Source organism: Streptomyces sp. NBC_01210, from assembly GCF_036010325.1.
GTDB lineage: Bacteria > Actinomycetota > Actinomycetes > Streptomycetales > Streptomycetaceae > Streptomyces.
The window spans coordinates 8509249-8531664 of sequence record NZ_CP108549.1; the positions used below are offsets into that span (position 1 = coordinate 8509249).

The window sequence follows — 22416 nt, forward strand, 5'->3', positions numbered from 1 at the left end:
GGGCAGCATCGTCGGTTTCCCTGTGCGTCGAGAGGTGAAGCATCCAGGGCGAACGGACGGGGGAGTACCTGATCCCCGCCCTGACTTGCTCGCTGTTGCTTCCTCGTCTCGCTCCTCGGAGGGGGCCATGCGCGCTGCTGTGGCAGGTGCGAAGGGCCACACCATCGGGGCTCGCACCGATGTCGAGCTGGACGTGAAAGCCCTCGACCACGCCCCTTTCACGGAGGCGGCCCCGTCGAGACCTTGCGTCAACTCGCCCACGCCGCTTCCGCTTCCGTGAGGACGTCATGACCGAATTCTTCCTGCCCGAGCTGCCTCGCCTGCTGCCGGTGGCCTACCACCCCAAGGCAACGCAGATCGAGTTCCGGTCGAACGGCTGGGTGCGCAGCCGGCTCGGCGACTGCTTCGCGAGCGAGGAAGACCTGCTGCGCTACCTACGCCAGCGCAACGGACTGTACGGGCCACTGACCGTGCCGTACGCGGATGAGCAGCGGGCGCTCGATGTCGCGGACTGGTACCAGTACGTCACCGTCATCGACAGCTTCGCCTCGGACCGTTCGGCGCTGGGAGCCGATGAGGCCAGTGCCCGCGATGTGTTCGCCGAGGTCATGGACGACTTCCACGGTGACGGCGGCGGGAGAGAGGACTTTCCCTACGGCGTAGCGGGCAAGGAGCTGTGGCGTCGTATCAGCCCTGGGCTCTCTCCCGGTCAGATCCGACGGTTCGCCGGTGCTCTCGAAGCGTTTCTCCGTGGGTGCGTCACCGAGATCCGGTTCAAGCTGACGGAGCGGGTGCCGGACTACGAGACCTGTATGACCGTGCGTCTGGACAGTTTCGGCTGCGACTTCATCCGGTTGATGACCGAATATGCGGCGGGCGTCGACATGACCGGACTCGATCGGCTGCTCGCGGACGTGCACACGCACTGTATGCGGCAGATGATCATCGTCAACGACCTGCTCTCGTGGCGCAAGGAGCACGCTCAGGGCGACAAGATGACGGTGGTTCGCGTGCTGACCGAGCGTGGGGGACTGGGTCTGCAGCAGTGCGTCGACCGGCTTCACAAGCTGGTCGATCATCACGAGAAGGCCTACATCGTGGCTCGCGACCGGATGTTGAACGGTCCACACGGAACGCGCGCGGACATCCGTGCCTATCTGAACGGCCTGGACCACCTGATCGGTGGCAGTGCGGAGTTCGAGTACCTCACGCCTCGCTACTTCGGCGACGGCTATGTCTGGGACGGCTCCACCTCGGGCTGGATCAGCCTCACCGCACCCGTCACCCGATTCCGGGCACGGCCCAACACCGATACCGATACCGATACCAATGTTGAGAGCAGCGGGTCGCGGGCAGCGACACCGTGCATGACAAGGAGTTGAAGAGTGGCAGGGACTGCACGCATACGGCCGAGCACACGCCTGTCGACAACCGGCATGGCTGTGCCGCCGACGAAAGGCAACGCTCCCGGCCGACTCCCCGTTCTCGGCCATGCGATCCCTCTGCGGCGCCGTCCGCTGGAGTTCTTGGCTGCCCTGCCCGCGCACGGTGACCTGGTCGAGATCCGTCTTGGCCCCCAGCGCGCCTACCTGGCCTGCCACCCCGAGCTCGTACGGCAGGTGCTGCTGGACCCGCGCACCTACGACAAGGGCGGCCCGCTCTTCGACAAGGTCCGACCCCTCGTGGGAAACGGCCTGTTCACCTCGGCCTGGGCGGAGCACCGGTTGCAGCGCCGGCTGGTGCAGCCTGCCTTTCACTCCAGCCGCACGGCGTCGTACGCCGCAGTGATGTGCGAAGAGATCGAGTCCATGCTCGACTCATGGGAGGAAGGCCGTGACATCGACCTCGGCGCCGCGCTGCATGCGCTGACGGTCCGGGTCACCACGCGAACATTGTTCTCCACCACGATCGGAGGTCGTGCCGTTGCCGACGTACAGCATTGTCTCCCCGTCATCCTCCGGGGCATCTACCGGCGGATGACCTCGCCGGTCGGTCTCCTGGAGAGACTTCCCACCCCGGAGAACAGGCGCTTCGAGGAGGCACGCAGGAGGCTGCGTGCGGTCATCGACGAGACGATCCAGGGCTGCCGGCGCTCGGGGGCGGAAAACGGAGACCTGCTGTCGATCCTGGTCGGCGCCCGGGATGAGGAGAGCGGTGAGGGCTTCACCGATGAAGACATCCGCGACCAGGTCATGACCCTGCTGATCGCCGGCACCGAGACCACCGCGAGCGTCCTGGCATGGGCCCTCCACCTGCTGAGCCGACACCCCGAGGTCGAGAAGCAGTTGCACGACGAAGCCGACCGCATCCTCGCTGGACGACTGCCGGCCTTCGCCGACCTGCCCGCCCTGGACTACGCCCGACGCGCCGTCACCGAAACCCTTCGTCTCTACCCGCCGGCCTGGCTGCTCAGCCGGACAGCCACCGTCCGGACCGAACTCGCTGGGGAGCAGCTGAAGCCGGGCGCGATCGTCCTGTACAGCCCCTACGTCCTCGGCCGCAATCCCGATCTCTTCCCCGATCCCGGTCGCTTCGACCCCGATCGCTGGCTTCCTGAACGGGCAGCATCAGTGCCGCATGGCGCGATGGTGCCTTTCGGCGCCGGCAGCCGCAAATGCATCGGTGACGCCTTCGGCCTGGCCGAGGCGACCCTCGCCCTCGCCGCCATCAGCACGCGCTGGCAGCTCCGGCCCGTGCCCGGGACGACGATCCGGCCGAAGCCGGAAGCGGCCCTGGGCACCGGTCCCCTCTGCATGCTGCCCCAGCCGCGACGTTTCGGGGCAGGTGCGGGGCGCACGAATCCCTGACACCGAACTGCGGGAGCGTCACCAACCGGGCAACGAAGGCACCTCGGGCTGCGCCCGGCACATCACTTTGGCCATGCCCGCGCAGCCCTTACTCGCCGCGATGGCCGCCGCCAGGACTCGGCGCGGTGGGCACGGTGGTGGCTCAGTCGGGGAATGTGCGGCTGGTGACCGTGAAGGCGGCGCCTTCGGTGTCGCACACGGTCGCTGCCTGGCCATCGGGAGTGTCGCGCTGTCCGAGAACCATGCCTCCGTTGCGGTGTACCGCCTCGACAGTGGCGGTCACATCGGCGACGGGGAAGTGGACGTGCCAGCGCGGCCGGATCATGGGGTCCGGCGCGGTTTCGACCGCGCCGGAGCTCAGGCGGGCCACGATGTGCCCGTCGTGGCGCAGTACGACTTCTTCCTTCTCGTACTCGACCTCGCAGCAGCCGGGCCGTTCGCATGCCCAGTCGAGGACCTGCCCGTAGAAGATCGCGGCATCGAACGCGTCCCGTGTCCGCAGACGCAGCCAGGCCGGCGCGTTCTTGCGCCAGCTCAGCCAGTCCGAGACGAGCTGTCCTTCCCAGATGCCGAAGACGGCTCCGTCCCGGTCCGCGGCCAGCGCGCCACGGCCGACGGGAAAGGTCAGGGGGCCCACTGCGACCGTGGCGCAGCGCTCCAGTATCCGCGCCGCGGTCTCGTCCGCGTCGGCGACCGCGAAATACGGCGTCCAGCCGGCCGGTGCCCGCAGAGCGGGGTCGGGTGTGCCGAGGCCGGCAACCGGCATGCCCTCGAGCATGGCGATACTGAACTGGTCCCCGAGTTTGGCGCGCCGGAATTGCCATCCGAGTACCGCGCCGTAGAAGGCCTGCGCTTGTGACAGGTCGCGCGCCAGCAGAGTGATCCAGCAGGGCGCGCCGTAGACATCGTGGCTCGACGTCCTGTTGAACGCGGCCCGTGTCGGTTGCTTGTCCATCGCACTCAGCGTCCCGGTCGAAATAGGGGCATCACGGGCAGAATAACTCCCTCTCGTTCACTCACGCGCAGCATCCGCGCGGTCACTTATTGCGAGCGGAGCCGCGGATGTCTCTCCGGGCGGGCGGGCCCGCGCCCGATCGTCAGGCCGCCCAGCGAAACGACGCCGACCGCGGTCCTGCCTTCGACCGCGGACAGCCGCGACGGAGAGTGTTCCCGCATCGACTGAACGGCACGACCGTCATTGTCGTCGGGGTGACGGTGATGAGGTCCGGCGCTCGACCGGCGCCGAGCTCGGTGAGCCCGTCGTCGGCCGAGACCGTCTTCGCCGGCGCGGCTCACCGGAGTCCGAACCCGCCGGAACTCCCCACAGCGCTACCGGTGTCGAGGGCTGGGATCCGATCCGTATGCCCGCGTCGAGCACCGGCCCGCAAGTAGTCGAAGCAGGTAGTCGAACGGCTTCCGGTCAGGAGGCCGGGCGCACGCGGGATTCGGTCCAGTCGAGCAGGTCCGCCGCCCTCCAGGTGTTGATCACTCGTTCCGCGGGCACCTCGCACTCCTCGGCCCGGGCGCAGCCGATGATCTGCCAGTCGAGCTGCCCCGGGGCATGTGCGTCCGTGTCGATGGCGAAGCAGGTTCCGGCAGCCACCGCTTGGCGCAGCAGGCGTTTGGGGGGATCCCGTCGCTCGGGCCTGCTATTGATCTCCACGGCCGTGCCGTGGGCCGCGCAGGCCGCGAAGACCTCGTCCGCGTCGAACTGCGACTCGGGCCGTTTTTTGCCGGCGACCAGTCGGCCCGTGCAGTGGCCCAACACATCGGCCAAGGGGTTCTGAACAGCCTTGACCAGGCGCCGTGTCATGGCCGCCGACTCCATACGCAGCTCGGAGTGGACCGAGACGACCACGAGATCCAGCTGATCCAGCAGCTCCGGCTCCTGGTCGAGCGAGCCGTCCGACAAGATGTCGCACTCGATGCCGGTCAGCAGCCGGAAGGGGGACCACTGACTGTTGAGCTCCGCCACTACCTCCAACTGCTCACGCAGCCGCTCGGCCGACAGCCCACTCGCGACGGTCAGCCGGGGAGAGTGATCGGTGAGGGTGGCCCACTCGTGGCCCAGGGCGATCGCCGCCCGCCCCATCGCCTCGATGGGGCTGCCGCCGTCCGACCAGTCCGAATGCAGATGGCAGTCGCCGCGCAGCAGGGAACACAGCTTGGTCCCGCCCTCGACAAGCGGCTTGGACGCCTCGTCCTCCAGTCGTTGAAGGTAGAGCGGTACGTCTCCGGCCAGCGCCTCCCGTACGACACCCGCTGTCTTCGGGCCGATGCCCTTGACGGCTTCGAGTGACCCCTCCTTCGCGCGTCGGCGGATTTCCGCGTCGGTCATCTGAGCCAGCACGGCGGAGGCGGTGCGAAAGGCGCGGACCCGGTAGGTCTCCGCGAGGGAGCGCTCCAGCAGAAACGCGATCCGTTCCAGCGCCTCCACAGGGTGCATCTCAGCTCCTTCGCACCGCGACGGCGATCGCGGAGCCGGGCGCGGGGCACTACCCGCGTCCCGGTCGGCCGCCGGCTGCTCCTTCCACTGTCGCGCCTTCCGGAAGCGAGGGCACGCCGAGCGGCTGCATGTGGCGGCCGGTCGCGTACTCGGCGTTCGCCTCCTCGTGAGGCGACAGCAGCAGTTCTTCATAGCGGCCGAGCGCGAGGACGACGCCCAGCATCGCTATCGGAACGAGCACGGCGATGAGCTCCATGGCCCTGTCCTTTCCTGGGAACTCCTCTCCGGGTTCCCCCTCCCGTCTCAGCAAACCTCCGCACATGTCCGGGATGACCAACTCGGCGCCTGTCCTCGCAAGTTGGTGTTTGAAATCGCGCGTTCGTGTTACTCGCAGAAAGGAGGAGCCATGGCGAATTCATCAGAGAACACACCGAAGAAGAACGAGAGTGCGGCGGACAGGCCGGGCCCGATGGAGCTGCTGCGGCAGGCGCGTGGCCAGTTGACGGAGCTCACCGGCATGGAGGCCGAATCGGTCTCGTCGTTCGTCCAGACGGAGGACGGCTGGTCGCTGGAGGTCGAGGTGCTCGAACTGGCCCGCGTCCCCACGACGACAAGCCTCCTCGCGACGTACGAGGTGACCCTCGACGCTCAGGGCGAGCTGACCGGCTACCGACGCGTTCGCCGCTACGAGCGCGGCAGGGCCGACCCCAAATAGCAGGTCCGCCGCGCAGTCGACCGAAAACCGACAAAGGAGGACTGGTATCGATGACTGTTGTGCCGGCACAGCAGAGCAGGGGTGGAGGCAGCAGTGGCCTCTACGACGTCCTGGAACTCGTACTCGACCGTGGGCTCGTCATTGACGCTTTCGTACGGGTCTCTCTCGTAGGAATCGAGATCCTGAAGATCGATGTCCGGATCGTGGTCGCCAGCGTCGACACGTATCTGCGTTTCGCGGAGGCGTGCAACCGGCTCGACCTCGAGGCCGGGCCGCGCAAGGACCCGGGTCTGCCCGATCTGGTCGGCGAGATCACGGAGTCCGGAGCGCGCGGTAAGTCCAAGGGCGTGCTGGAAGGTGCCGCGGAGAAGATCTCGGACTCGTTCCGACAGGGCCGTGACGACGAGAAGGAGAAGGCCGAATCCAGGCCGCGCACCAGGCGCACGACGTCCCGCACCAAGAAGGAGGAGACGGAGTGAGTACGTATGTCTACGGCATCGCAAGGAGTTCGCACCCGAGCCTCCCGGAAATGGCGAACGGAGTGGGCGACCCGCCGCGGCGTGTACGCGTCCTGAGGCAGGGCAGGCTCGTGGCTCTGGTCAGCGATGCGCCCGAAGACCTGAAGCCCAAGCGGCGGGACTTGTTGGCGCACCAGAACGTGCTGCGCGAAGCGGGCGAGGAGGGCACCGTACTGCCCCTGCGCTTCGGTGGAATCTCGCCGGACGACGAGACACTGACAGCCGTGCTCGCGGAACGTGAGGAACACTATCTCGACCGGCTGAGCGCACTCGACGGCAAGACCGAGTACAACGTGAAGGCGACGCACGACGAAGAGGCTGTCCTGCACCGGGTGCTCGCCGACGATCCCGGGCTACGGGCCATGGCCGAGGCAGGCCGGACCGCCCAGGGCGCTTCGCACGAGCAGAAGATGCAGCTCGGCGAGCGCATTGCGGCCGCCGTGCAGCTGCGCGAGACCCGGGACGCCGATCTGGTGCGGGCGACGCTCGAAGGATCGGCCGAGGAGGTGAGCGCCGGGCCGCAGAGCACCGGATGGCTGATGAATCTCTCCTTCCTCGTGATCCGCGAGCGCGGTGCCGACTTCCTGAATGCCGTCGACGAGCTGCGTCGGCAACAGCCGCACCTGGCACTGACCGTGACCGGACCCCTCCCTCCGTACAGCTTCGTGGAGTGAGAGATGGGACTGCTCGGAGAGCTGTTGCTGCTGCCCGTCGCACCCGTGCGCGGCACCGTCTGGGTGCTGCAACAGGTGGTGGACGAGGCGGAACGGCAGTACTACGACCCGTCGGCCATCCAGGCCGAACTTGCCCGTCTCGCGGAGCAACTTGATGCGGGCGATATCGACGAGGCCGAGTTCGACCGCCGAGAGGACGAACTCCTGGAGCGGCTGCAGATCATGCAGAACAGGGAGCAGAAGCAATGAACAAGCTGAACAACCGGCTGGTGATGGGACTCGCCGTGGGCGCCGGGTATGTGCTCGGGCGCACGAGAAAGGCGAAGCTGGCGTTCGCCATCGGCACGATGGTGGCCGGCAAGCGGCTGCAGTTGAACCCGAGGGCGCTCGGCGACCTCGTCAGTCAACAGCTGCAGAACAACCCGCAGTTCAAGGAGATGGGCGACCAACTCCGCGAGGACCTGCGCGGGGTGGGCAGGGCGGCCACCGGGGCGCTGGTCAACCGGCAGCTCGAAGGGATCGCCGACCGCTTGCACGAGCGGACGTTGAATGTGCAGGACCGAATCGACGGCGCTGCCTCCGACGTGCTCGGTGAGGACGGGGCCGAGGGCGATGAGGACCTGGAGGAGGACGAGAAGAAGGAGCCGCAGGAACGAGCCACGTCGGGAAGGCGGACGAAGAAGACAGCGCAGAAGGCGGCGCAGAAGACGGCGCAGAAAGCGACGCCCACGCGCAGGAGCCCGACCAAGAAGGCGACCGGGACCGGCCGGCGCACCACGAAGAAGGCGGCTGCCAAGAAGGCCACCTCGAGGGGAGGCCGGAGCCATGGCTGAGAAACCGAGCCTGCTGAGCGCGGACAACCCCGCTGCCCAGAAACTGAAAGAGGAGCTGCTGAGTTATCTGGCCGTGCAGGCCCAGCAGAAGATGACTTCGGTCGGCCGAACCCTCGGCCGTACCACGGTCAAGCTCAACGACATCGCGGAGGGCCGCAGCCCCGGCCTCGCCAAGCTGGCTGTGGAAGGCGGCCGCAAGGCCGCCCAGGGCAAGGGCCCGCTCCGCAGTGCAGTCGAACTGGGGGCCTCGCGGATCAAGGGAAATATCACCCAGACCCTCAAGGGCTTCGGCGGAAAGCGCAAGAAGGCCAGGGGAGGGAGTAAGCCCGTCGTCATCATGGAGTCCGTCGATGTCGGAGTCCCGGTGCGCGAGGCCTACGACCAGTGGTCACTCTTCCAGGACTTCTCCACGTTCACCAAGGGCGTCAAGAGCGTCAGCATCGCCGACGACGCCACATCGGACTGGCAGTTGAAGATCTTCTGGTCGAGCCGTAGCTGGCAGGCCCACGTCACCGAGCAGATACCGGACACCCGCATCCAGTGGACGTCGCAAGGAGCCAAGGGACGTGTGAACGGTGTCGTCACCTTCCATCCACTGGGCGAGAACCTGACCCGGGTGCTGCTTGTCCTGGAGTACTACCCCAAGGGGCTGTTCGAGAGGACAGGCAACCTCTGGCGCGCCCAGGGCCGGCGCGCCCGGCTCGATCTCAAGAACTTTGCCCGCCATATTTCGATGCGCGGTGAGGCAGAGGACGGGTGGCGCGGCGAGATCCGGGACGGCGAAGTGGTGCGCCGCGACGATGACGCCGCAGCGGATGAGCAGGACGAGCGGGACGAGCGGGACGAGCAGATCGTGTACGAGGACGACGACGCGGAGGAAGAACCGGAAGACGAGTACGAATACGAGGCCGACGACGACGAGGACGAGAACGAGTACGAGGACCAGGGCCTGGATGAGGACGAGGCCGAGGTGGAGGACGAGGCCGAGTACGCCGGGACCGGAAACCGCGGGCGCCGATGACCACCGCAAACAGGCTCCCAGACCCCTACGGCGGTTCCGGCGGCGCGAATCTCGCCGACATTCTGGAGCGCGTGCTCGACAAGGGAATCGTCATCGCGGGCGACATCCGCATCAGCCTTCTGGACATTGAACTGCTGACGATCAAACTCCGCCTGATCGTCGCCTCCGTCGACAAGGCCAAGGAAATGGGGATCGACTGGTGGGAGGACGACCCGGCGCTCTCCTCCGGTGCCCGCCGCCGCGAACTGGCCGAGGAGAACGAGCGATTGCAGCGCCGCATCGCGGAACTGGAATCGGCTCATCGAACCAGTGAGGAGCGCAAGGAGTCGGCATGAATGAGCTGTGCTATGTGTACGCCGTGACCCACCCATTCGACGGGCCATTGGCCGCAGATCTCCGGGGGGTCGCGGACACACGGCCGTACGTTCTGCACCACGGCGACCTGGTCGCCGTCGTATCCGCGGTGTCCGCCGACGACTTCAACGAGATCCCGCTCCGCGCCCATCTCGAGGAACTCGACTGGCTGACCGAGACCGCCCACGCCCACCAGGCCGTGATCGCGGCGCTCACGTCGCTGAGCTGTCCGCTGCCGTTGCGGCTCGCCACCGTATGCCGGGACGAAGACGGCGTGCGACGACTTCTCGACTCGGGCCACGACCGGTTCGTCCGCACCTTGGAGAGGCTCGACGGGCGCGTCGAATGGGGCGTCAAGGTGTACGCGGAAACGCCGGAACCCGCAGCAGCGTCCCCCGCCCCCGCCCCCGCATCGACCGGCCGTGACTACCTGCGCAGGCGCCTTCAGGAGCGCCGTGCCGACGAAGGAATCTGGGAGCGCGCCGACACGGTGTCGCGGCGACTGCACGAGAAGCTGTCCCGTCATGCGGAGGCGGAGAGGCTGCACCGCCCGCAGCGGGCACAGCTCTCCGGGGCAGCCGGCCACAATGTCCTCAACGCGGCCTATCTCGTTCCGCGCGAGGAGAGCGCGGTCTTCGTCGAGAGCCTGGACGAGCTGCGACCGCACGAGCCGGGCATACGGGTTGAGCTGACCGGGCCGTGGGCCCCGTACTCCTTCACGGGCGAGGTGGGGGAGCGATGACTGCTCCGGCGCCGCTGGCCCATCGCGAAATCGCGCTGGTCGACCTGCTCGACAGACTGCTCGCGGGCGGTGTCGTGATCGCAGGGGACGTCACACTGCGGATCGCCGACGTCGATCTCGTACGCATCGACCTCAAGGCACTGGTCAGCTCGGTGAACGCCCGGGTCGCATCCCCTTGGGAGGAGCCCGGATGAGCGGCAGGCGCAGGGTCGACCTGGACCCCGACACTGTCGAACGCGATCTGGCGAAGCTGGTTCTGACGGTGGTGGAGTTGCTGCGCCAGCTCATGGAGCGGCAGGCACTGCGCCGCGTGGACGTGGGGGACCTGACGGAGGACCAGGAGGAGCGGATCGGGCTCACTCTGATGCTGTTGGAGGACCGGATGGACGTCCTGAGGGAGAAGTTCGGACTCGAGCCCGAGGACCTCAATATCGACCTGGGGCCGCTGGGGCCGCTGCTCCCCAGGTGATGGTGATGGGGGCGGGGTCCGGAGCATGGCCGTGCCTTTCGGACGGCGACAGTTGTCAATGCCTGATAGAGATTTGAGATCAGGCATTGCCGCGTCGAGAGCGTCCGAGCGCTTGTCGCGGACTGCAGCGTCCGGGCCCTCGTCGCGGACTGAACTCCACGTTCACCCGTCCGGACGTGCGGCACGACCGGATACCGGTAGAAGGAACCTGCCCTATGCAACGTGCGGCTCTCTTCGACGTCGACGGCACACTTGCCGACACCAATCACCTCCATGTGACGGCGTGGTGGGAAGCCTTCCGGCAGGCCGGGCACCGGGTGGCGATGCACGACATTCATCGGGCGCTCGGACTGCCCAGCGGTGACCTGATCGCGCATCTGCTCGGGGAGGGCCGGGACACCGGCCGGGACGACGTCATCAGCAAGGCGCACAAGGCGCTGTACGGGACGTATTCCGACCGGCTGCCGCCGCAGGAGAAGGCAGGGGACCTGCTGCGGGCCCTGGCCGACCGTGGCTGGACGGTCGTCCTGGTCACCTCCGCCGGGGGCGCGGAACTCACCGCGCTGCGACGGGCCATCGACGCCGACGACGCCATCAGCGCGACGGCCAGTGCCGACGACGTGGAGAGGGGAAAGCCGGCTCCCGATCCGGTTGAGCATGCCCTGAAACTGGCCGGGGCGCCCGCCGGGCGCGCGGTGTTCGTCGGCGACTCACGGTGGGACATGGAGGCCGCGACCCAGGCACATGTGACGTGCCTGGGTCTTCTCTGCGGAGGCATCTCCCGCGCCGAGCTCGAGGAAGCCGGCGCGTCAGCGGTCTACGAGGGTCCTGCTGCTCTCCTGGAGCAGCTCGAAGGCAGCCCCTTCGCGCAGCTCCAGTAGCGAAACCTGAGCGGGTCCAGCTCCGGCTCTGACCTAGGGTTTTCACTGAGGGTAGTCACGCGAATGGCGGTTGTCGCTGCCCCGGGTAACACTGGCCCGGACTGACCGCTGGGTGCGCACCCCGCTGGTGCTTTCACTCAAGGAGGGCACTGATGTTGATGCCTGACCTCGCTGTCATCGCCGGACTGATGGCCCGCTACCGGGCACATGAGCACCGCTATCTGGCTGCCCCCCACGACGGTGAAGCGCGCATGCGCTTCGAAGACACCGCCTACACCCTGTGTGTACTGATGGGAGAGCGCACGGCCAGAGAAGCCGTGCTCGCTGCGGAACGCTACGTCGCGCGAGGCCGGCCGAAGCACGGGCCCGCCGAGAAACGCGCGGCGCCGGGGAAACACTGACCGCGGCGGCGGGCCAGACAGCTGGACTACGTCTGTCCCGCTCGAGCGCGGGAAGGACCAAGGGGTGCCTGATCTTCTTAATCCGGTAAGAGAGCCGATTGCCGAGTTCGTCAGCCGGGGCAGGGAAGCCACCGTCGTCCAGACGCTGCGTTCGACGGCGGCCGCGACTCTCGCCTACGTCGCTGCCCTGTGGCTGACCAGCGAACCCGCCCCTCTCACCGCTCCCCTCACCGCGCTCCTCGTAGTCCAGGTGACTCTCTACTCCACTCTCACCACCGGCATCCGCCGAGTGAACTCCGTGATCGCCGGTGTTCTGATCGCCAGCGGCTTCAGCGCACTCGTCGGCCTGTCGTGGTGGAGCCTGGGACTGATCATCCTGGCTTCCCTGGTGGTGGGGCGCCTGGTGCGGGTCGGTGAGTTCGTCCCGGAGGTCGCGATCAGCGCGATGCTCGTGCTCGGCGTGAGCCGGGTTGCGTACACCGCATGGGACCGTGTGCTGGAGACACTGATCGGCGCGGGGGTGGGCCTCCTGTTCAACGTTCTGCTCGTGCCTCCCGTCTGGGTGGGGCCGGCCGGTGATTCCATCCAGGACCTGGCCCGGCGGATGCGCCGGCTGCTTCTGCGCATCGGGGAGGAACTGAGCAGCCACACCACCGTGGAGCGAGCCGCCGCCCGGCTCCATGAAGCACGCCGCCTCGACCACGACATTGCCGACGTCGACGCGGCGCTGCGCCAGGCGGAGGACAGCCTTCGGTTGAATCCGCGGGTGAAGGAAGGACTGCTGCGCCGAGTGGTGCTGCGCACCGGGCTCGACACCCTGGAGATCTGTGCGGTGGTTCTGCGGGTACTTGCCCGCACGATGACCGACCTCGCCAAGGCGCGCGGTGAGGAAGATCTGTTCCCGCCGGAGGAGGGGGTCGCCCTCGAGGAACTGCTGGCCCACGTCGCCGACGCCCTCGTCAGCTTCGCCGTACTGGTGACCACGCAGGTGAGCGAGAGCGCCGATGCGGCGGAGTCCCGGCTGGCCGGCGAGCTCGCCGCGGCCACCGCGGCCCGCGATAGGGCGGCGGAGCTGCTGCTTGAGGGCGTTCAGCGGCACCCGCGCCACTGGCAGCTTCTTGGCGCGCTGCTGACGGAGATCGACCGGATCCTGGCAGAGCTGGACATCGCCCAACGCTCCAAGCGCCTGATGGAAGAGCTGGACCGCAGCGCACGCGAACAGCGCGAACGGCACCCTCAGCTCGCCGCCGTACGCCGATGGGTGCGCGACAAGCGGTCGAGGCGCAGCTCGGCCCCTTGACCGGGGCCATTACCTCGAACGAGCGGGTCGTGGGCGTCGCGGGCCGGCCGGTACGCGCACCGGATTCATCCACGCCTCCGCCTGCTGTGCGGCGTCCAGTGTTCGGGGAAGCGCACGTGCCCGGCTGAACCGCATGGAAACGGGCTGCACCGGAGCCGCATGCTGGAACTGTGCATTCCGCTCCTGTATTGCCTGTGTCAGGGAGGACGGATCGGGTACGTGCACAGTCCCCATGAGCGAGGAGGAGACATGCAGCGAGGCAGCGACCGCCTCAGCGTCCGCAAGGACGACGAGATGAAGCACGAATTGCAGGGACTGCTCCGTTCAGGACACCCCACTCGGGTAGAGGAGTGGCACGACCCGGAGCCGGGCGCCGATGACGACCCGGACATCGCGTCGGGCCCGGTGCCTGCGGTGGGCTCGCTGGGAGCCGATGAACACTTGAGGGTTGAGCTGGCCCGTCACCTGGGCCGCGCGGCTTTCCCGGCGAAGCGCCGGGACCTGGTGCACATTCTGAGCGAGCGCCACGCCCCGGACCGACTGATCGATCTGGTGAACGGCCTGCCGGCGGACGGGGCGTACGGCAGCGCGCGGGAAATCGTGAACGCCGTGTCGCACCGGTCGTAGCTGCTGTCGGGGCGCAAGGCGGCGCTTCCCGGCCGGACGCCGACCGGTGAGTGTGTGCGGGCGGCCCCTGAGTGGGGCCGCCCGTGCAAAGACGTGGCGCTTCGGCGACCACGCGCACGTGGCGCAGATCAGTCGGGGAACGTCACTCCAGGAACTGACGGCTGGTGACCGTGAAAAGGGCGCCGTCGGCATCGCACAGCGTCGTCTCAGGGCCATGCGGTGTGGATCGCCGTACCAGCACAAAGCCGCCGTTCTTGACGGCAGCATCGGCGGTGGCGTCCACGTCCTTGACCGGGAAGTGGATGTGCCAGCGGGGCTGGATCATGGGATCCGGCACGGCTTCTTCCGCCCCCGAGCTGAGGCGCGCGAGAACGTGCCCGTCGCTGTGCAGGACGACCTCGTCCTCCTCGTAGCTGACCTCGCAGCAGCCAGGGCGCTCGCACGCCCACTCGAGCACCTCACCGTAGAAGATGGCGGCCTCGAATGCGTTCCGGGTCCGCAGCCTCAGCCAGGTGGGCGTGCGCTTGCGCCAACTGTGCCAGTCGGGGATGAGCTCGCCGTCCCAGATGCCGAAAACGGCGCCGTCCCGGTCGGAGGCCAGGGCCCCGCGCCCCAGCGAGAAGGTGAGCGGACCGACCGCGACCGTGCCGCTGCGCTCCCGGATACGTGCTGCTGCCTCGTCCGTGTCGGTGACGGCGAAGTACGGAGTCCACGCGACGGCGATCTGCAGCTGAGGTGCCAGGGCCCCGATGCCGGCGACCGGTGTGCTCTGGTGGAAGGCGACGCTGAACTGGTCGCCCAGTCTGCCCTTGCGAAAGCGCCACCCCAGGACCGCTCCGTAGAAATCTTGGGCAGCCTCCAGGTCACGGGCCATGAGACTGACCCAGCAGGGCGCGCCGAAAGCGGCGGCGCTCGAGGTTGCAGCTGCTGCGGACTTGGCCGCTCTCGTTTCCTTGTCCATCACACTCGGTGTCCCGGTTGAATGGTTCTCAGCGCGTCACGGGGAGTAAAGGGGAAATCGGGTTCGTTCCTCATCGTGCCCCGGAGGCGAGGTACTCGCGAGCCGCGAGGGCGCGCTCGCTCCGCCTCCTGCGCGCCGGATGCCTCACGAGCCTGCAGGTCACGACGCGCGCGGGCGGCATCGTCGATCTCTGCGGCAGCGAGATGCACGCTGCCCCAGCGGTACCCGAAGTCGCCTGTCCCATGCCTCGACGTGGAACGACAGGTTTGGCTGTGTCCGGGCAGGGGACTCGACGAATCGACCGAGCGGCCATGGGATAAATGGGGAGGAATCATCGGCTCCTGGCGGGGACGGCGGTCCCCGCCCGTAGCCCTCCTTTTCCCTGCCAACGCATGACGGGCCCCGCGCATGGCGGTCCCGGTACGGATTCGCCCGGGTCCCGGATCCCGGATCCCACCGTCAAGGAGGAGTGACATGCGAACCGAACTACTGACGGAACTGGGCCAGCAGTTGCGCGTGGACGCCGTCCGCGCCGCGGACGCGGCCGGCTCCGGGCATCCGACGTCCTCCATGTCCGCCGCGGACCTGGTCGGCGTCCTGCTGGCCAACCATCTGCGCTACGACTTCGACCGGCCGGAGCACCCCGGCAACGACCGGCTGATCTTCTCCAAGGGGCATGCATCGCCGCTCCTGTACGCCCTCTACCGGGCGGCGGGCGTCGTCGACGACGAGGAGCTCCTCACCTTCCGGCGTCTCGACAGCCGCCTCGAAGGGCATCCGACGCCCCGGCTGCCCTGGGTGGACGTGGCCACCGGGTCCCTCGGGCAGGGTCTGCCGATCGGCGTCGGCATGGCGCTGGCGGGCAAGAAACTCGACCAGATCCCCTACCGGGTGTGGGTGCTGTCGGGCGACAGCGAGATGGCCGAGGGGTCCGTGTGGGAGGCCGTCGAGCACGCGGCGTACGAGCGTCTCGACAATCTGACCCTGCTCATCGATGTGAACCGGCTCGGCCAGCGCGGGCCCACCCGCCACGAGTGGGACCTCGACGCCTACGCGCGGCGGCTGGAAGCCTTCGGCTGGCACACCATCGAGATCGACGGGCATGATGTCGCCGCCGTCGACGCGGCGCTGACGGAAGCCCGCTCCACCTTCCGGCGGCCCACCGCGGTCATCGCCCGGACCCACAAGGGACGCGGCGTCTCCACCGTCGAGGACCGGGAGGGCATGCACGGCAAGCCGCTGCCGGACGCGGACGCGGCCATCGAGGAACTCGGCGGGCCGCGCTTCGTCCGGGTGGAAGTCCAGTCCCCACCCGCCGGACGGGTGCTGCACGGCGCCCGCGGCGTGCACCTTCCGATGCCGCGCTTCGACATCGGCGACTCGGTCGCCACCCGCACGGCGTACGGACAGGCGCTCGCCGCGCTCGGCTCGGTGCGCGGAGACATCGTCGCGCTCGACGGCGAGGTCAGCGACTCGACGCGTACCGAATACTTCGCGAAGGCACACCCGAGCCGCTTCTTCGAGTGCTACATCGCAGAGCAGCAGCTCGTCGCGGCGGCTGTGGGGATGCAGGCACGGGGATACGTCCCGTACGCCTCCTCGTTTGCGGCGTTTCTGACCCGCGCCCATGACTTCGTACGAATGGCAGCCGTCAGCCGCGCCTCGATCAATCTCGTCGGCTCGCACGCGGGGGTCGCGATCGGCCAGGACGGGCCGTCCCAGATGGGTCTTGAGGACCTGGCGATGTTCCGTGCCGTGCACGGCAGCACGGTGCTCTACCCGTGTGACGGCAACCAGACGGCCCGGCTCGTCGAGGCCATGGCCGACCTGCCGAATGTGAGCTATCTGCGCACCAGCAGGGGCGAGATGCCGGTCGTCTACGGTTCGGACGAGGAGTTCCCGGTGGGCGGTTCCAAGGTGCTCCGCTCGGGGGAGCGGGACCGTGTCACCGTCGTCGCCGCCGGAGTGACGGTCCATGAGGCGCTCGCGGCAGCCGAGCTGCTGGACCGGGAGAACATCGGCGTGCGCGTCGTCGATCTCTACTCCGTCAAGCCCGTCGATGCGGAGACGCTCCAGAAGGCGGCCGACGAGACCGGCTGTCTGCTGACGGTGGAGGACCATCGCCCCGAGGGCGGCCTCGGCGACGCGGTGGCGGGAGTCTTCTCGGACGGCCGCCCGGTACCGCGACTGGTACGGCTCGCCGTCCAGAACATGCCCGCATCGGCTGAGCCGGAGGAGCAATTGCACGCGTCCGGAATCGACGCGGAGTCGATCGCGGCCGTCGTACGGCTGCTGGTGGAGGAAGCTGTGGTGCGCTGAGTCAGCTGTGGCGACTTCGAGTACGAGAGGCAGCCGGCCCAGCCGCCGGTCCAGGTCAGTAATCGATGTCCTTGCCGATGTACAACTCGGCGAAAGCGGCCGCGGCGGCGGGCGAGCCGAGGATCCGTCGCAGCCGGGCAGCCGCGGAGCCCGCCCGGAAGGGGTCGCCGGACGAGGCTCCGTGCAGCAGGTCGGAGAGCCACTGCGAGAACTCCTGGTACTGCCACACGCGCCGCAGACAGGCCGCCGAGTAGTCGCTCAGACCGCTGTCGTCGCCCTTGCCGCAGTACGCGACGAGCGCGTCGCCGAGCAGCAGCGCATCGTGCAGCGCGAGGTTCATGCCTTTCGCGGCGATCGGTGCCGCGAGGTGGGCCGAGTCGCCGGCCAGATACAGCCGTCCGTATGCCATCGGCTCCACGACGTAGTTGTGCATGTCCAGCACCCGCTTCTCGATCAGCCGGCCCTCGGCGAGAGGCCGGGCCCCATCCGCCGACAGCCGGTCGCGGAGCTCGGACCACACCCGCTCGTGCGGCCAGTTCTCCGGGTCGTCGCCGGGCGGGCACTCGAGGTAGTAGCGGGTGACCTGGGGGCTGCGAGCCATATGGGCGGCGAAGCCGCGCGGATGGATGCCGAAGACGACACAGTCGGAGGACGGCGGCGCCTCCGCGAGGAGAGCCAGCCAGCCGACACCGTGGTCATGCCGGGCGACGGTGGTGTGTTCCGGCGGCAAGCAGGCGCGCGTCACGCCGCGTGCGCCGTCGCAGCCCGCGATGACATCGCAGTCGATGCGCCGGCGCTCGCCCGTCTCCGGGTCCGTATAGGACACCGACGGCAGATCTGTGTCGATGGCGTGCAGTTCCACATCGCGTACGCCGAAGCGGGCGTCGCCGCCCCCGTCGTCCGCGTACTCGCGCACCAGATCTGTCACCAACAGTGGTTGTGGGTAGACGAAATGATGGTGCCCGGACAGCTTGCCGTACCGGAACCGGTGGCGCTCACCCGCGAAACGGAATTCGCACTCGCTGTAGGTCTGTGCGTGTTCCAGCAGCCGGTTGGCCAGCCCGCGCTGTTCAAGGGCGCGTACCGCCTACTCCTCGATGAAGCCCGCGCGGGGCCGCTGTTCGATGAACTCTCTGCTCTCCGTTTCCAGCAGTACGCAGTCGACGGAGGCGGCTCGCAGGATGTTGGCGACTGTGAGACCGGCGGGTCCTGCGCCCACGATGACGACGCGGGCGCGCTGTACCGACGCAGAAGAGGAAGGGGAGGAGGCGGCAGTCATCCGAGCAATATGACGGTGATCCGTCAACAAGGGTCCGCTCACCGCGCACGAACGGGAGCTATACGTAGCCGGACCGTGATGCTCAAGTTTTGCTCAGATCTAGTGACGGCGAGACAGCCCTGTCCCTATTGTCCTGCCCAACGACGAGGACGGAGCAAAGAGCCGAATGACGGGCACTTCGGTGGCCGGGGGCGCCGTCCTTGCTGCGGGTCGGCCTGGTTTGGATCGGCGGGAATCCGCTGCCCCGGAGAGTGAGCAGCGGGCCCGGCTGCGCGCTGTCTTCGGCCTGGCCTTCGGTACGAGACGGGCTTCGCATGATCCGCCGCGAAACGGGTCGTGTTCGTTGCCGACGGGAAGATCGTCGAAGCGGCCTCACCGCACGAGTTCCGCGACAGCCCGCGCAGCGACCGAGCATGGACCTCCTGCGAAGATCCTGCACCCCTGACGCGTGACTCCGTGCGGCGACGCCCCTGTCTCCAACCGCCGAATCTGCCGAACCTGTTGATATAAGGATGTTTCACCATGAAGCCCTGCACGTCCGCCACAGCCGCGGCGATCGCTGTGCTTGCGGTCGCCCTCACTGCAACCGCCTGTGATGGCCAGTCCGGCGATGCCGCTGACAAGCCCAGCGCCAGCTCGGGCGGCTGGGACAAGCCGAGGCTGCCCACGTACGAGGTCGCCAAGGACGTCAAGATCGACTCCCCGATCCTGCGGAAGGCCCAGAGGGCCGGCAAGCTCGTCATCGGTGCCAAGAACGACCAGCCGTATCTCGGCTTCCAGGACGCGAACGGCAAGCGGTCCGGCTTCGACATCGAGATCGCGAAGATGGTCGCCGCCGACCTCGGATTCTCCCCTGAAATGATCGAGTTCAAAACGGTCGACACCAAGAACCGTGAAGCCGCCATCTCCAACGGCGAGGTCGACCTGTACATCGGCACGTACACGATCAACGACGAGCGCAAGAAGCGAGTGGGATTCGCCGGCCCGTACTACACGGCGGGCGCCGACCTTCTGGTCCGCAAGGACGACAGGACGATCAGTGGGCCGTTTTCTCTGCAGGGCAAGACGGTCTGCTCGGTCAAGGGCTCTACCGCGCTCCGGGAGATCAAGAAGCCCGACTACAACACCAAGACCGTCGAGACGTCCAAGTACAACGAGTGCGTCGAGAAACTGATCGGCAAAGAGGTCGATGCCGTCACCACGGACGACGCCATCCTCATGGGCTACGCCGCCCAGCGTCCGGACAAGCTGAGGGTCGTCGGCAGCCCGTTCACCGAGGAGCCCTACGGCGTCGGCATGAACAAGGATGACAAGGCGCTGCGCGAAGCGGTTTCGGACGCCATCGAGGCGCACGACAGCAATGGCGATCACAAGAACGCCTACGACGCGACGCTTGGTCTGTCCGGCTCCGAATACGGTGGGGCGTCGACGGTCGAGCGCTACTGACGCCGCCGACGGTGCCCATCGGCACCTCGACGGCACGGCACGGCAACGGTCGGCGGCGTGGAGATCATGATCGGGCGCGTAATTCCCGGGAGCGTTCGAGCCCGCAGCCGCCGCACCCTCGGTTCGTGAACTGATGGGTTTCCCCCGGTGTCCGGGTGCTCATCGTCAATGGCGACGACTTCGGGAGGTACCACGCGATTGGTCTGCGATACGACCCACTACCGGTGGGGACCGCTGACGGCGAAGGAGAGAGTCTCCTCGCTGCTCGACAAGACGGGACGGGCGAACTGTTCACGCCCGCACGGGTTCCCGAGCTCCTCGCCCGGGCTCGTCCCGACGAGATTGAGCTCGAGTTCCGTGCAGGTGGAGTACCGCACCCTCAATGTCCGGCACTGGGACCTCATCGTCGAGGCCTGGGCCGCGAACGACGACCAAGCTCTGGACGACGCCTGGATCGACCAGATCGTCGACCTCGGCTCGCAATGGGGCCAGTACCACCGGGCATCGGCCTGCCCGCGGCTCGCCGCAACCGATTTCCCCCTGCCTGACAGCGTGATCGAATGACATGGGTCTCCTGGTCGGGTCCCAGTGACGAGCCGGTTCACCGGTAGTCCATCGGCGCAGTCATCGAGCAGGAGCACGTGTGAGGGCCGCCGATGCCTGTGGCTCAAGCCGGGCCTCGCTGATTCGCAGTGCTGAGCGGGTGCCCATCGGTCGGGCCGGCTTTGTGGTCCAACAGGTTCGTGTGCCGGTTCCGCCACCACGGCACAAGCTGGACGAGGCCGAACGCCACCTCCACGCTGAAGAACAGCCACAGCAGCTGCGGGGCGCCGTGGGCGAGCGCGTACGCCTGCCATGCCGCGAACAGCGTGCGCGCGATGCCGTCGAGCAGTCCGTGCACCGGCAGCGGCCTGACGATACGCAGGACGGCCCAGACGACCACGACCGAACCCATCAGATTCGCGTACAGGGTCTGCATCGGGTCGAGTTCGGGCAGGACACCCAGCCCCAGTGTGTTGCCCAACGATGACAGCGCGTCGTGCACCAGCGCATACGTCCACGGCGTCGCGAATCCCGCCGTGACGACGAGGTCGTACCAGGCGCTCGCGCGTACGACGCGAAGATAGGTGGGGCGTGCGGGGGCGAAGTGGCGGATCACAATGAGGCTCCTGGTGGTCTCACGACAGCGACGCCTCACGGTAAACAGTGGAGTACGCTCCAAGGTCAAGTCCATCATCCGACGGAGGGTCATGCGTATCGGAGAGTTGGCCGCGCAGGCGGGCATGACCAGGGACACCATCCGGTTCTACGAGAAGGTCGGCCTCGTCACAGGCCGGCGGCTGGCCAACGGTTACCGTGACTTCCCGCCCGAGGCAGTGGCCTGGCTGGAGTATGTCCGGACTGCGCAGACGCTCGGATTCTCTCTGGCGGAGATCGCGCGGCACGGCGAGGAACTGAGCGAGGCGCCGGACGCCGCGGAAGCGTTGTCCGCGCTGTTCGAGGAGAAGATCCAGGTCATCGACGCACGCATGGCCGAACTCACGACCCTGCGGGCCGAACTCGCCACGCGCGTCGGCACTGGATGCCCATTGCGGGCGGCCGGCCAACCCGGCTGACTACGAGGTTGAGAGCGTCGCGGCCCTGACCGGTAACTGACCTCTGACCCGGTCATAACTGAACAGGTCCCGTGTCAGTGGCGGCCGGTACGTTGACGGAACCGGCCGCTGCACGTCGCTTAGCCGTCCACGCAGGGTGAGGCGACCGAGGACAAAGGGCGATCGCCTACCGCCAGGCGCTGGAGTTGACCGGGAACGACGCCGACGGGACCAGTGCGCTGGGAGGCCCGTACGGCCTCGGTGCCCACTCCTTGTATCCGCCAGCCGCCGCCCGCGGGGATGCATCCGAGCTTCTTGATGTCGACATGGGCCATGTCGCCGGGGCGCTCGTGCTCGTACCGAATGACCTACGCCCGTGACGCTGCCGGTTGTCGCCACTCGGGACACCGAGCGGGGCAGATCCATCCCCAGGTGCGGGGATGCGTAATGTTCTCCTATGGCCGATCTTCAACTTCTTCGCCTCGACCACGCCCCGGCCCTGCTCGCGTTCGAGCAGGAGAATCGGGCCTACTTCTCCGCCTCGATTCCGGACCGTGGCGACGACTACTTCACCCATTTCGACGCACGGCACAGCGACTTGCTCGCCGAGCAGGCCGCTGGGCTGCACTTCTTCCACGTACTGGTGGGCAGCGGTGGCGAGGTGCTGGGGCGGGTCAACCTGATCGATGTGGAGGGCGGTTCTGCCGAGCTCGGGTACCGGATCGCCGAGAAGGCCGCCCGTCAAGGCCTGGCTACGACCGCCGTCCGTCAGATATGCGCCCTTGCCGCCGCGAAGTACGGTCTGACCACGCTGCGGGCCTCGACGACACTCGACAACGCCGGTTCGCGAGCCGTGCTGGACCGCACAGGATTCGAACCCACTGGAGAGGTCCTGCTGGGCGGACGCGCAGGACTTTCCTACGCACGGAACCTGAGTGAAGTCCGTGAAGGTGCCGCCCCGTAACCGAGTCAAGGTCTTCGAGGGCCGGTGCGGTACCGCAGTTCCACGTGCGGCGGCCGTTCCGGAT

25 protein-coding genes and 3 pseudogenes are annotated in these 22416 nt (G+C 67.7%); 21 read left to right on the forward strand and 7 right to left on the reverse strand.

Annotation, left to right across the window (positions count from 1 at the left end; all coding sequences use genetic code 11):
• Nucleotides 1-287: 287 nt before the first annotated feature.
• Entirely contained in the window at nt 288-1382 is a 1095-nt protein-coding gene (locus tag OG735_RS38305) for a terpene synthase family protein (protein ID WP_327327746.1), read from the forward strand.
• Nucleotides 1383-1385: 3 nt separating this feature from the next.
• Nucleotides 1386-2807 carry a cytochrome P450 gene (locus tag OG735_RS38310; RefSeq protein WP_327327747.1) on the forward strand — a complete coding sequence of 474 codons (1422 nt, stop codon included), beginning with the start codon at nt 1386-1388 and terminating at the stop codon, nt 2805-2807.
• 142 nt (nt 2808-2949) lie between these two features.
• Here OG735_RS38310 and OG735_RS38315 read toward each other — a convergent pair whose 3' ends face one another.
• The 3 genes from OG735_RS38315 to OG735_RS38325 all read right to left on the reverse strand — a co-directional run bounded on the left by OG735_RS38315 (nt 2950) and on the right by OG735_RS38325 (nt 5509).
• Entirely contained in the window at nt 2950-3762 is an 813-nt protein-coding gene (locus OG735_RS38315; RefSeq protein ID WP_327327748.1) for a VOC family protein, read from the reverse strand.
• Between the two features lie 465 nt (nt 3763-4227).
• Nucleotides 4228-5253 (reverse strand): PHP domain-containing protein, encoded by a 1026-nt coding sequence (locus OG735_RS38320; RefSeq protein WP_327327749.1) that lies wholly within the window; start codon nt 5251-5253, stop codon nt 4228-4230.
• Nucleotides 5254-5302: 49 nt separating this feature from the next.
• Nucleotides 5303-5509: a hypothetical protein gene (locus OG735_RS38325; protein WP_327327750.1), complete on the reverse strand. Its 207-nt coding sequence runs from the start codon at nt 5507-5509 to the stop codon at nt 5303-5305.
• A gap of 150 nt (nt 5510-5659) precedes the next feature.
• Here OG735_RS38325 and OG735_RS38330 point away from each other — a divergent pair, with 150 nt between their 5' ends.
• The 14 genes from OG735_RS38330 (at nt 5660) to OG735_RS38395 (ending at nt 13788) form a co-directional block, all read left to right on the forward strand.
• Entirely contained in the window at nt 5660-5968 is a 309-nt protein-coding gene (locus tag OG735_RS38330) for a gas vesicle protein GvpO (protein WP_327327751.1), read from the forward strand.
• 50 nt (nt 5969-6018) lie between these two features.
• A complete protein-coding gene (locus tag OG735_RS38335) occupies nt 6019-6447 on the forward strand; it encodes a gas vesicle structural protein GvpA (RefSeq protein WP_327327752.1) in 429 nt (142 codons plus the stop codon).
• Nucleotides 6444-7160, forward strand: a complete 717-nt coding sequence (locus OG735_RS38340; protein WP_327327753.1) for a GvpL/GvpF family gas vesicle protein — start codon at nt 6444-6446, stop codon at nt 7158-7160. Before OG735_RS38335 ends, OG735_RS38340 begins: the two co-directional genes overlap by 4 nt.
• A gap of 3 nt (nt 7161-7163) precedes the next feature.
• The gene (locus OG735_RS38345) at nt 7164-7409 is read left to right on the forward strand and encodes a gas vesicle protein GvpG (protein WP_327327754.1); all 246 of its coding nucleotides are present in this window, start codon (nt 7164-7166) and stop codon (nt 7407-7409) included.
• Nucleotides 7406-7993, forward strand: a complete 588-nt coding sequence (locus OG735_RS38350) for a DNA primase (RefSeq protein WP_327327755.1) — start codon at nt 7406-7408, stop codon at nt 7991-7993. The genes OG735_RS38345 and OG735_RS38350 overlap by 4 nt, the downstream gene beginning before the upstream one ends.
• On the forward strand, nt 7986-9014 hold the full coding sequence (locus tag OG735_RS38355) for an SRPBCC family protein (RefSeq protein WP_327327756.1): 1029 nt from the start codon (nt 7986-7988) through the stop codon (nt 9012-9014). The genes OG735_RS38350 and OG735_RS38355 overlap by 8 nt, the downstream gene beginning before the upstream one ends.
• The gene (locus OG735_RS38360) at nt 9011-9349 is read left to right on the forward strand and encodes a gas vesicle protein (RefSeq protein WP_327327757.1); all 339 of its coding nucleotides are present in this window, start codon (nt 9011-9013) and stop codon (nt 9347-9349) included. Before OG735_RS38355 ends, OG735_RS38360 begins: the two co-directional genes overlap by 4 nt.
• A complete protein-coding gene (locus OG735_RS38365; protein WP_327327758.1) occupies nt 9346-10110 on the forward strand; it encodes a GvpL/GvpF family gas vesicle protein in 765 nt (254 codons plus the stop codon). The genes OG735_RS38360 and OG735_RS38365 overlap by 4 nt, the downstream gene beginning before the upstream one ends.
• Nucleotides 10107-10304 carry a gas vesicle protein gene (locus OG735_RS38370; protein WP_327327759.1) on the forward strand — a complete coding sequence of 66 codons (198 nt, stop codon included), beginning with the start codon at nt 10107-10109 and terminating at the stop codon, nt 10302-10304. The genes OG735_RS38365 and OG735_RS38370 overlap by 4 nt, the downstream gene beginning before the upstream one ends.
• A complete protein-coding gene (locus tag OG735_RS38375; protein ID WP_327327760.1) occupies nt 10301-10579 on the forward strand; it encodes a gas vesicle protein K in 279 nt (92 codons plus the stop codon). The genes OG735_RS38370 and OG735_RS38375 overlap by 4 nt, the downstream gene beginning before the upstream one ends.
• 215 nt (nt 10580-10794) lie before the next feature.
• Nucleotides 10795-11460, forward strand: a complete 666-nt coding sequence (locus OG735_RS38380; protein WP_327327761.1) for an HAD family hydrolase — start codon at nt 10795-10797, stop codon at nt 11458-11460.
• A 152-nt stretch (nt 11461-11612) separates the two neighbouring features.
• Nucleotides 11613-11861: a DUF5133 domain-containing protein gene (locus tag OG735_RS38385; protein WP_327327762.1), complete on the forward strand. Its 249-nt coding sequence runs from the start codon at nt 11613-11615 to the stop codon at nt 11859-11861.
• 64 nt (nt 11862-11925) lie between these two features.
• Nucleotides 11926-13161 carry an FUSC family protein gene (locus tag OG735_RS38390; RefSeq protein WP_442812560.1) on the forward strand — a complete coding sequence of 412 codons (1236 nt, stop codon included), beginning with the start codon at nt 11926-11928 and terminating at the stop codon, nt 13159-13161.
• A gap of 249 nt (nt 13162-13410) precedes the next feature.
• Entirely contained in the window at nt 13411-13788 is a 378-nt protein-coding gene (locus OG735_RS38395; RefSeq protein WP_327327763.1) for a DUF2795 domain-containing protein, read from the forward strand.
• A gap of 142 nt (nt 13789-13930) precedes the next feature.
• Here OG735_RS38395 and OG735_RS38400 read toward each other — a convergent pair whose 3' ends face one another.
• Complete coding sequence (locus OG735_RS38400; protein WP_327327764.1) at nt 13931-14749, reverse strand: VOC family protein; 819 nt, start codon at nt 14747-14749, stop codon at nt 13931-13933.
• A gap of 474 nt (nt 14750-15223) precedes the next feature.
• On the opposite strand from OG735_RS38400, the gene OG735_RS38405 reads away from it, so the two are divergent.
• Nucleotides 15224-17068, forward strand: coding sequence for a transketolase (locus OG735_RS38405; protein WP_327327765.1), 1845 nt, complete (start codon nt 15224-15226; stop codon nt 17066-17068).
• Nucleotides 17069-17123: 55 nt separating this feature from the next.
• Here OG735_RS38405 and OG735_RS38410 read toward each other — a convergent pair.
• Nucleotides 17124-18347: pseudogene (locus OG735_RS38410) on the reverse strand (4-hydroxybenzoate 3-monooxygenase).
• Between the two features lie 522 nt (nt 18348-18869).
• Here OG735_RS38410 and OG735_RS38420 point away from each other — a divergent pair.
• Nucleotides 18870-19793 carry a glutamate ABC transporter substrate-binding protein gene (locus tag OG735_RS38420; RefSeq protein ID WP_327327766.1) on the forward strand — a complete coding sequence of 308 codons (924 nt, stop codon included), beginning with the start codon at nt 18870-18872 and terminating at the stop codon, nt 19791-19793.
• 363 nt (nt 19794-20156) lie between these two features.
• A pseudogene (locus OG735_RS38425) lies at nt 20157-20357 on the forward strand (hypothetical protein); the annotation flags it as partial.
• Nucleotides 20358-20460: 103 nt separating this feature from the next.
• Here the strand turns inward: OG735_RS38425 and OG735_RS38430 are convergent.
• Entirely contained in the window at nt 20461-20952 is a 492-nt protein-coding gene (locus OG735_RS38430) for a hypothetical protein (protein ID WP_327327767.1), read from the reverse strand.
• Between the two features lie 91 nt (nt 20953-21043).
• On the opposite strand from OG735_RS38430, the gene OG735_RS38435 reads away from it, so the two are divergent.
• The gene (locus OG735_RS38435; protein ID WP_327327768.1) at nt 21044-21409 is read left to right on the forward strand and encodes a MerR family transcriptional regulator; all 366 of its coding nucleotides are present in this window, start codon (nt 21044-21046) and stop codon (nt 21407-21409) included.
• A 248-nt stretch (nt 21410-21657) separates the two neighbouring features.
• On the opposite strand, the pseudogene OG735_RS38440 reads toward OG735_RS38435, so the two are convergent.
• Nucleotides 21658-21756, reverse strand: a pseudogene (locus tag OG735_RS38440) (IS481 family transposase); the annotation flags it as partial.
• Nucleotides 21757-21845: 89 nt separating this feature from the next.
• On the opposite strand from OG735_RS38440, the gene OG735_RS38445 reads away from it, so the two are divergent.
• Nucleotides 21846-22352 carry a GNAT family N-acetyltransferase gene (locus OG735_RS38445; RefSeq protein ID WP_327327769.1) on the forward strand — a complete coding sequence of 169 codons (507 nt, stop codon included), beginning with the start codon at nt 21846-21848 and terminating at the stop codon, nt 22350-22352.
• Nucleotides 22353-22416: the final 64 nt, after the last annotated feature.

Bases quoted from the DNA above. Each gene is read 5' to 3' on its own strand.
- OG735_RS38435 (WP_327327768.1), top strand. From the start codon at position 21,044: ATGCGTATCGGAGAGTTGGCCGCGCAGGCGGGCATGACCAGGGACACC.
- OG735_RS38305 (WP_327327746.1), top strand. From the start codon at position 288: ATGACCGAATTCTTCCTGCCCGAGCTGCCTCGCCTGCTGCCGGTGGCC.
- OG735_RS38315 (WP_327327748.1), bottom strand. From the start codon at position 3,762: ATGGACAAGCAACCGACACGGGCCGCGTTCAACAGGACGTCGAGCCAC.
- OG735_RS38330 (WP_327327751.1), top strand. From the start codon at position 5,660: ATGGCGAATTCATCAGAGAACACACCGAAGAAGAACGAGAGTGCGGCG.
- OG735_RS38355 (WP_327327756.1), top strand. From the start codon at position 7,986: ATGGCTGAGAAACCGAGCCTGCTGAGCGCGGACAACCCCGCTGCCCAG.
- OG735_RS38405 (WP_327327765.1), top strand. From the start codon at position 15,224: ATGCGAACCGAACTACTGACGGAACTGGGCCAGCAGTTGCGCGTGGAC.
- OG735_RS38360 (WP_327327757.1), top strand. From the start codon at position 9,011: ATGACCACCGCAAACAGGCTCCCAGACCCCTACGGCGGTTCCGGCGGC.
- OG735_RS38380 (WP_327327761.1), top strand. From the start codon at position 10,795: ATGCAACGTGCGGCTCTCTTCGACGTCGACGGCACACTTGCCGACACC.
- OG735_RS38320 (WP_327327749.1), bottom strand. From the start codon at position 5,253: ATGCACCCTGTGGAGGCGCTGGAACGGATCGCGTTTCTGCTGGAGCGC.
- OG735_RS38365 (WP_327327758.1), top strand. From the start codon at position 9,346: ATGAATGAGCTGTGCTATGTGTACGCCGTGACCCACCCATTCGACGGG.
- OG735_RS38385 (WP_327327762.1), top strand. From the start codon at position 11,613: ATGTTGATGCCTGACCTCGCTGTCATCGCCGGACTGATGGCCCGCTAC.
- OG735_RS38420 (WP_327327766.1), top strand. From the start codon at position 18,870: ATGAAGCCCTGCACGTCCGCCACAGCCGCGGCGATCGCTGTGCTTGCG.
- OG735_RS38400 (WP_327327764.1), bottom strand. From the start codon at position 14,749: ATGGACAAGGAAACGAGAGCGGCCAAGTCCGCAGCAGCTGCAACCTCG.
- OG735_RS38325 (WP_327327750.1), bottom strand. From the start codon at position 5,509: ATGGAGCTCATCGCCGTGCTCGTTCCGATAGCGATGCTGGGCGTCGTC.
- OG735_RS38445 (WP_327327769.1), top strand. From the start codon at position 21,846: ATGGCCGATCTTCAACTTCTTCGCCTCGACCACGCCCCGGCCCTGCTC.
- OG735_RS38370 (WP_327327759.1), top strand. From the start codon at position 10,107: ATGACTGCTCCGGCGCCGCTGGCCCATCGCGAAATCGCGCTGGTCGAC.
- OG735_RS38335 (WP_327327752.1), top strand. From the start codon at position 6,019: ATGACTGTTGTGCCGGCACAGCAGAGCAGGGGTGGAGGCAGCAGTGGC.
- OG735_RS38350 (WP_327327755.1), top strand. From the start codon at position 7,406: ATGAACAAGCTGAACAACCGGCTGGTGATGGGACTCGCCGTGGGCGCC.
- OG735_RS38375 (WP_327327760.1), top strand. From the start codon at position 10,301: ATGAGCGGCAGGCGCAGGGTCGACCTGGACCCCGACACTGTCGAACGC.
- OG735_RS38345 (WP_327327754.1), top strand. From the start codon at position 7,164: ATGGGACTGCTCGGAGAGCTGTTGCTGCTGCCCGTCGCACCCGTGCGC.
- OG735_RS38395 (WP_327327763.1), top strand. From the start codon at position 13,411: ATGCAGCGAGGCAGCGACCGCCTCAGCGTCCGCAAGGACGACGAGATG.